The following is a 4711-nucleotide window of genomic DNA, read 5'->3' on the forward strand; positions in this document are numbered from 1 at the left end:
CCTTGCACAGGCGGGGCAGACCATACATTTCGGCGGATCACGTCCTGCAGCATCTCCTTGTCGAGCGACAGATCGGCCACCAGCTTCTTCAGCTTGGCGTTCTCCTCCTCGAGCTGCTTCAGCCGGCGCATCTCGGCGGCAGCAGACCGTCATACTTCTTCTTCCAATTGAAGTAGGTCGCCTGGCTGATCCCGGCCTTGCGGCAGATCTCCGCCACCGCGCCCCCGTCGCTGCCCTGCTTGAGAATGAACGCCTTCTGGGCGTCCGAAAACTTCGAGGCCTTCATCGTCGTCGCTCCTCCCAGCCGAGGGATTTATGCAGCGCCAACTCCAGCCAAAAATGGTCCAGTTTGCCGGCCCCAGATCACCCTTCTGGAGGAAATACGCACTGGCAGGTCACATTGCATTTTGATGGGTACGATCAACCACCAGGAAAGATAGCTGCAATGAAAATAGAGACATGAAACAGTATGTACCAAAAACAACAACACGACCAACAAATCATCTAGCCATTTGGAGAATGCTGCCATGAGTGAGCGGGCTTTGATCGATAGCGTCATTTCACCTGCCGATATCGTCAAACGCTCGGGGCGTATAGGCGCTGAAATACTGAATATCAAGCTGTCGGGCGATTTGCCGGAGCAGACCATCGCTGCGATCAACGGTCTGCTGCTTGAATACAAGGTCATCTTTTTCCGCGAGCAGGCTCATCTGGACGACGTCGAACAGGAACGCTTCGCGTGTCGCTTTGGGAAAGCTCTCCCACCGACTCCAACGGTGAGTACTCTCAAGGGAACGATTTCGATGATCGAGATTGATGCGGTGCGCGGTCTCCGAGCTGACTGTTGGCACATCGATATGGCCTACATGGAGGCCTATCCCAAGATTTTAGTGCTCCGAGGCGTTGTAATTCCACCAACCGGCGGCGACACGGTATGGGCAAACACCACGACCGCATATCTCGATTTGCCGCCGCCGCTGCAGCGGCTTGCCGATGACCTCTGGGTTGTTCACAGCAACGCGTTCGATCGCGCTATATTTACTCGGCCAACCGAAGCTGACAAGAAGCATTATGAAAAGGTCCTTAAAGCGAGGCTCGAGACCGAGCATCCGCTCGTACGTGTTCACCCCGAGACCGGCGAGCGTGCGCTAGTACTCGGCATGTATGCGAAACGCTTTGTTGACGTGCCGAAATATGACGGCCAGAGGCTGTTCGATTTATTCGAGTCTCACATCATCTCGCCCGAAAACACACTGCGCTGGAATTGGAGGCAGGATGACGTTGTGATCTGGGACAACCGAGCCACCATGCATTATGCGGCCAAGGATTACGGAGACCAGCCTCGCCTTGTCCGTCGCGCAGCCATAGACGGTGAGGTGCCCATCGGCGTTAACGGCCGGCGCAGTGTAGCGCGCGTCAAGCAGCAGTCAGGGAATGTCGTCTAGCTTATGCGCAAACTTCAACAAAATCGGTAGAAATTGGTGAGCTATGTCCTCGCATGAATGTATCCGAACCACGGCACATCAAGAATACAGTTTTGATCCAAAATCCCGCGAGTTCATTAACTCACGGCGTGCGCCCGAACTTAGTTGCGCATCCGCGTGATCTAGTCCCCAATGAAATGCTTGCTCAACGAAATTGCTTCTCTGGAGCATTTTTCCACCGGAATGTATCTGAGGTGATTCCTTAAACGGCGCGAGTCACATGCAGGGGCCATATGTATGACCAAGGCGCTTTCCGTTGATCCTCACCAAAGGGTGGTAGCTGCGATTGACGGGGGCTTGTCCTGTCGACAGGCGCGCCGAGCGTTTTGGCGTCAGCCCGGCCAGCGCGATCCGTTGGCGCAGTCGCCTCAGGGAAGTTGGCGATTTCGTTACTAAAGTCCAGGGCTACGACCGCAAATCGCAGCGCATCGAAGCACACGCGCAGCTAATTGTGGAGGCGATGACCGCGAAATATCACGCTCGCCGAATGCGAGAACGTTTGAAACGTCGTAGAATATCGGCCGGCATCGCGTCGCAATCACCAGCGGTAGCCGGACTTCCCAGTTGCGGAACAAGTCACAAAAACGGCTCAGCTCGACCTGTTTGTCCAATTATCCATGGCACGATATGCGTGAGGCCGGCGCTTACATAAAAAAGGATGCCAATCGCTGGTAGCTTGGGGCTCGTCCTTGGATACGGCTGAAGGCAGCTGCGGCGGAGATAGAGCGCGAAGGCATAAAAAATCAGCCATGAGGTAAGAAGCCAACCAAGATAGTTGGAGAGAGGAACACCGAATACCCCACCGCCGTCGTGCCATATCCAGACCTTGGCGATTGTCGCGTTGGGGGCATCCATCACAAGATCCCATTGGGTCATCACGAACGCAGCGACGACGGGCAGGGCGATCAAGTTGAAAGGGCGATGGAGCTGACGGTCGGCGCCATCAAGCAGAACCGACGCGACTACCCACGAAAAATAGCCGGCTCCGAACCATAGTGTCCCACAATAATCGGAATCAGGCCGACGTGCGACAAGTTCGGTCCTACCTCGAAATGATAGACGCGGAATGGAAAGCCCGTGGCGGTGCTGAGATTTTCCATCGCAAATGCAATTGCATTGCAAGCAACGAACAGGACCAAGGCTCGCCGTGGACCATAGTCAAAACTGGCATGGACCAGCGCGCAGGCAATGAAAATCGCCGCGAGCGCTTGCGCAAGCGGGGTTGGATTCCAGGAAAACCCAATTCCGGCCGCAAGAATGCCAGCGATAGCCAACCAAAGCGCGGGCTCCTGCCGCGCCCAGAATCTGCTGCGGGCAACATTATCTAACGTCATTGCGCACGGTTTCCGTCGACTGAGCGAGCAATCAGCGGCAACGCAGTTGCGTTGTCTACCACCCTATCTATTGCAAGAAGATGGCGCTGCTTGGTCTCTTCTGAACCTTGGGAATATTGCCGAAGAGATATTTTCTTTCCTTAGTCTCCCAAGCGTATGCGCGTCGATAGTCCGGTATAAGAATATCGCCCTCCCAAAAGTTTGTTCACCTCGGAGGGAATAGTGCGCGATCGCCCGCTCCCCTTGCCGCAGATGACGGACCCGCTTTAGGTGATTTTATCTCTCAGCCTTCGCTGAACGGTTTCGACCAAAGCCGCTTCGCGAAATCCAAATGGCACTTCATTACGTCCGAGGGAATTTTGGAGTTGGCAAGATTTTTCATAAGATTGGCCTGAGCGTGCAGAGAGGAAGCAGCCAGCTCTGACCCGTCCTTCAATGCCGCAGCGAACAGGTCTGTTGTCTCTTCGAGCGATCTTTTCCATTCTGGAGACGCAAATGAATGGCCTGTTGCGGCCCTCGCTGATTCTCCAACATCGTGCGTGGTGCCACCCGCTCCAGAGGCTGATGCCTGAGCGGCCCGTTCGGGCTCTGGATCTGTCTTCCGTTCGCGTTTCTCGTATTCGGAGCTTCTCGCGGGCATTCAACGTCTCCCCGTCTGAACAGGATCGCAGCGCGCTGCGTGGTCTAGATCCGACCAAGAGGCTTCGGAAAGTACCACAACTGGCAGCTTGTCGAACCTATCTCATTTGGTAGCACTTGAGGCGGGAGAGCTCGGTCGAGGAGGCGCGTTGCATGGTGCATTTTTATCGCAATGTCTTCAGCCACGTGCCGTCGACCCGGGGCCGCGAGGTCAGCCACATGCTCAAGGCCATTCATGCCCAGGAGAGCCGCGCCGCGGCCGACGAAAAAACCAGGACCGTCATCGCGGATCTGCGGGCAAGCCGTATGGCCAAAGCTGCTGATCTCGTCGAGCAGACGGTTCACGAGACGCTCGCCTGGCCAATCACTTCGAGCACTTGGCGAGAGAGCGGCACGTCCAACGGCTTCCGCATCTTCATGCACTCCCCCGGAATGCGCCAGAGCGCCTTCGGAAAGATGATCTCGGACTTCCTCATGTGTCGGACTTCACCGGGACGAACCATGGTGAGCGCTAGAATAAGGAGCGCGCCGCGAAGCGTCGGCCAGCCATCGTACTCGTCAATCGAGAGCATGAGGGCACCGAGCCTTTGCTCGTCGGTGATAGCCGGACGATGCGTCACCTCGACCTTGAGGAGTGCTCCCTGTAGGGGGGCGGTCGGATCGGTCGAGGCGCGAAGCGTCCGGACCGCATAGCGGAAGACACTGCCTAGCATGCCACGGAGGCGATGAGCAGTCTCACGGCGACCGCTCTTCTCGATGCGTTGGAGCAGTTGGAGGAGCTCTGCTGACGATACTTCTGCTATGGGCCGCTTGGCCAACGGCGCAGCTAAATCCTAGAGCAGCCACTTGTTTTTGGCGATCGTCGATTCGGCGCCATGCTCCGCCTTCATGCGGTCCAAGTACTCCGCCGCCACGACACCGAACGTATTTGCTGCGGCAATCGAAGCCGCGATCTTGTCCTGTTCACGCTCGCGCGCCGGATCTGTCCCGGCCGCCAACACCGATCGAGCATCGTCACGCTTCTGGCGCGGCTGCGCGATGCTCACATCGGGATATGACCCGTGCGAAAGCATCTTTTCCTTTCGGTCGAAGTGATACCGGAAGCGCCACAGCTTTCTCCTATTCGATTCGACCAGAGCGGTCGGATCGAAACGGATAACGTGCAGGGAAAGGAGACTGACCTGAGCCCCAAAGGTCATCCAGCGATGGGCGGAATCCTTTGGTCATTTGAGCCTGTGTGGCTTGGTGATGCAA

The 4711-nt window shown here is 56.5% G+C and carries 6 protein-coding genes and 2 pseudogenes; 2 read left to right on the top strand and 6 right to left on the bottom strand.

Annotated features, from left to right (window positions below):
* Window positions 1–286: pseudogene (locus AC5ZFO_RS47120) on the bottom strand (transposase); the annotation flags it as partial.
* Between the two features lie 241 nt (window positions 287–527).
* Here AC5ZFO_RS47120 and AC5ZFO_RS47125 point away from each other — a divergent pair.
* The gene (locus AC5ZFO_RS47125; RefSeq protein WP_496124145.1) at window positions 528–1445 is read left to right on the top strand and encodes a TauD/TfdA dioxygenase family protein; all 918 of its coding nucleotides are present in this window, start codon (window positions 528–530) and stop codon (window positions 1443–1445) included.
* Window positions 1446–2060: 615 nt separating this feature from the next.
* Here AC5ZFO_RS47125 and AC5ZFO_RS47130 read toward each other — a convergent pair.
* The 3 genes from AC5ZFO_RS47130 to AC5ZFO_RS47140 all read right to left on the bottom strand — a co-directional run bounded on the left by AC5ZFO_RS47130 (window position 2061) and on the right by AC5ZFO_RS47140 (window position 3458).
* Window positions 2061–2552: a carotenoid biosynthesis protein gene (locus AC5ZFO_RS47130; protein ID WP_496124150.1), complete on the bottom strand. Its 492-nt coding sequence runs from the start codon at window positions 2550–2552 to the stop codon at window positions 2061–2063.
* Window positions 2447–2818 carry a carotenoid biosynthesis protein gene (locus AC5ZFO_RS47135; RefSeq protein ID WP_496124146.1) on the bottom strand — a complete coding sequence of 124 codons (372 nt, stop codon included), beginning with the start codon at window positions 2816–2818 and terminating at the stop codon, window positions 2447–2449. The genes AC5ZFO_RS47130 and AC5ZFO_RS47135 overlap by 106 nt, the downstream gene beginning before the upstream one ends.
* Window positions 2819–3101: 283 nt before the next feature.
* Entirely contained in the window at window positions 3102–3458 is a 357-nt protein-coding gene (locus AC5ZFO_RS47140) for a hypothetical protein (RefSeq protein ID WP_496124147.1), read from the bottom strand.
* A 152-nt stretch (window positions 3459–3610) separates the two neighbouring features.
* Here AC5ZFO_RS47140 and AC5ZFO_RS47145 point away from each other — a divergent pair.
* Window positions 3611–3799 (top strand): annotated as a pseudogene (locus AC5ZFO_RS47145) (transposase); the annotation flags it as partial.
* On the opposite strand, the gene AC5ZFO_RS47150 reads toward AC5ZFO_RS47145, so the two are convergent.
* Both AC5ZFO_RS47150 and AC5ZFO_RS47155 read right to left on the bottom strand, forming a co-directional pair.
* Window positions 3799–4275, bottom strand: coding sequence for a tyrosine-type recombinase/integrase (locus AC5ZFO_RS47150; protein WP_496124148.1), 477 nt, complete (start codon window positions 4273–4275; stop codon window positions 3799–3801). The pseudogene AC5ZFO_RS47145 and the gene AC5ZFO_RS47150 sit on opposite strands and share 1 nt — an antisense overlap.
* 15 nt (window positions 4276–4290) lie before the next feature.
* Window positions 4291–4656, bottom strand: coding sequence for an Arm DNA-binding domain-containing protein (locus AC5ZFO_RS47155; RefSeq protein WP_496124149.1), 366 nt, complete (start codon window positions 4654–4656; stop codon window positions 4291–4293).
* Window positions 4657–4711: the final 55 nt, after the last annotated feature.

It is taken from the genome of Bradyrhizobium sp. Unk1 (assembly GCF_059512345.1).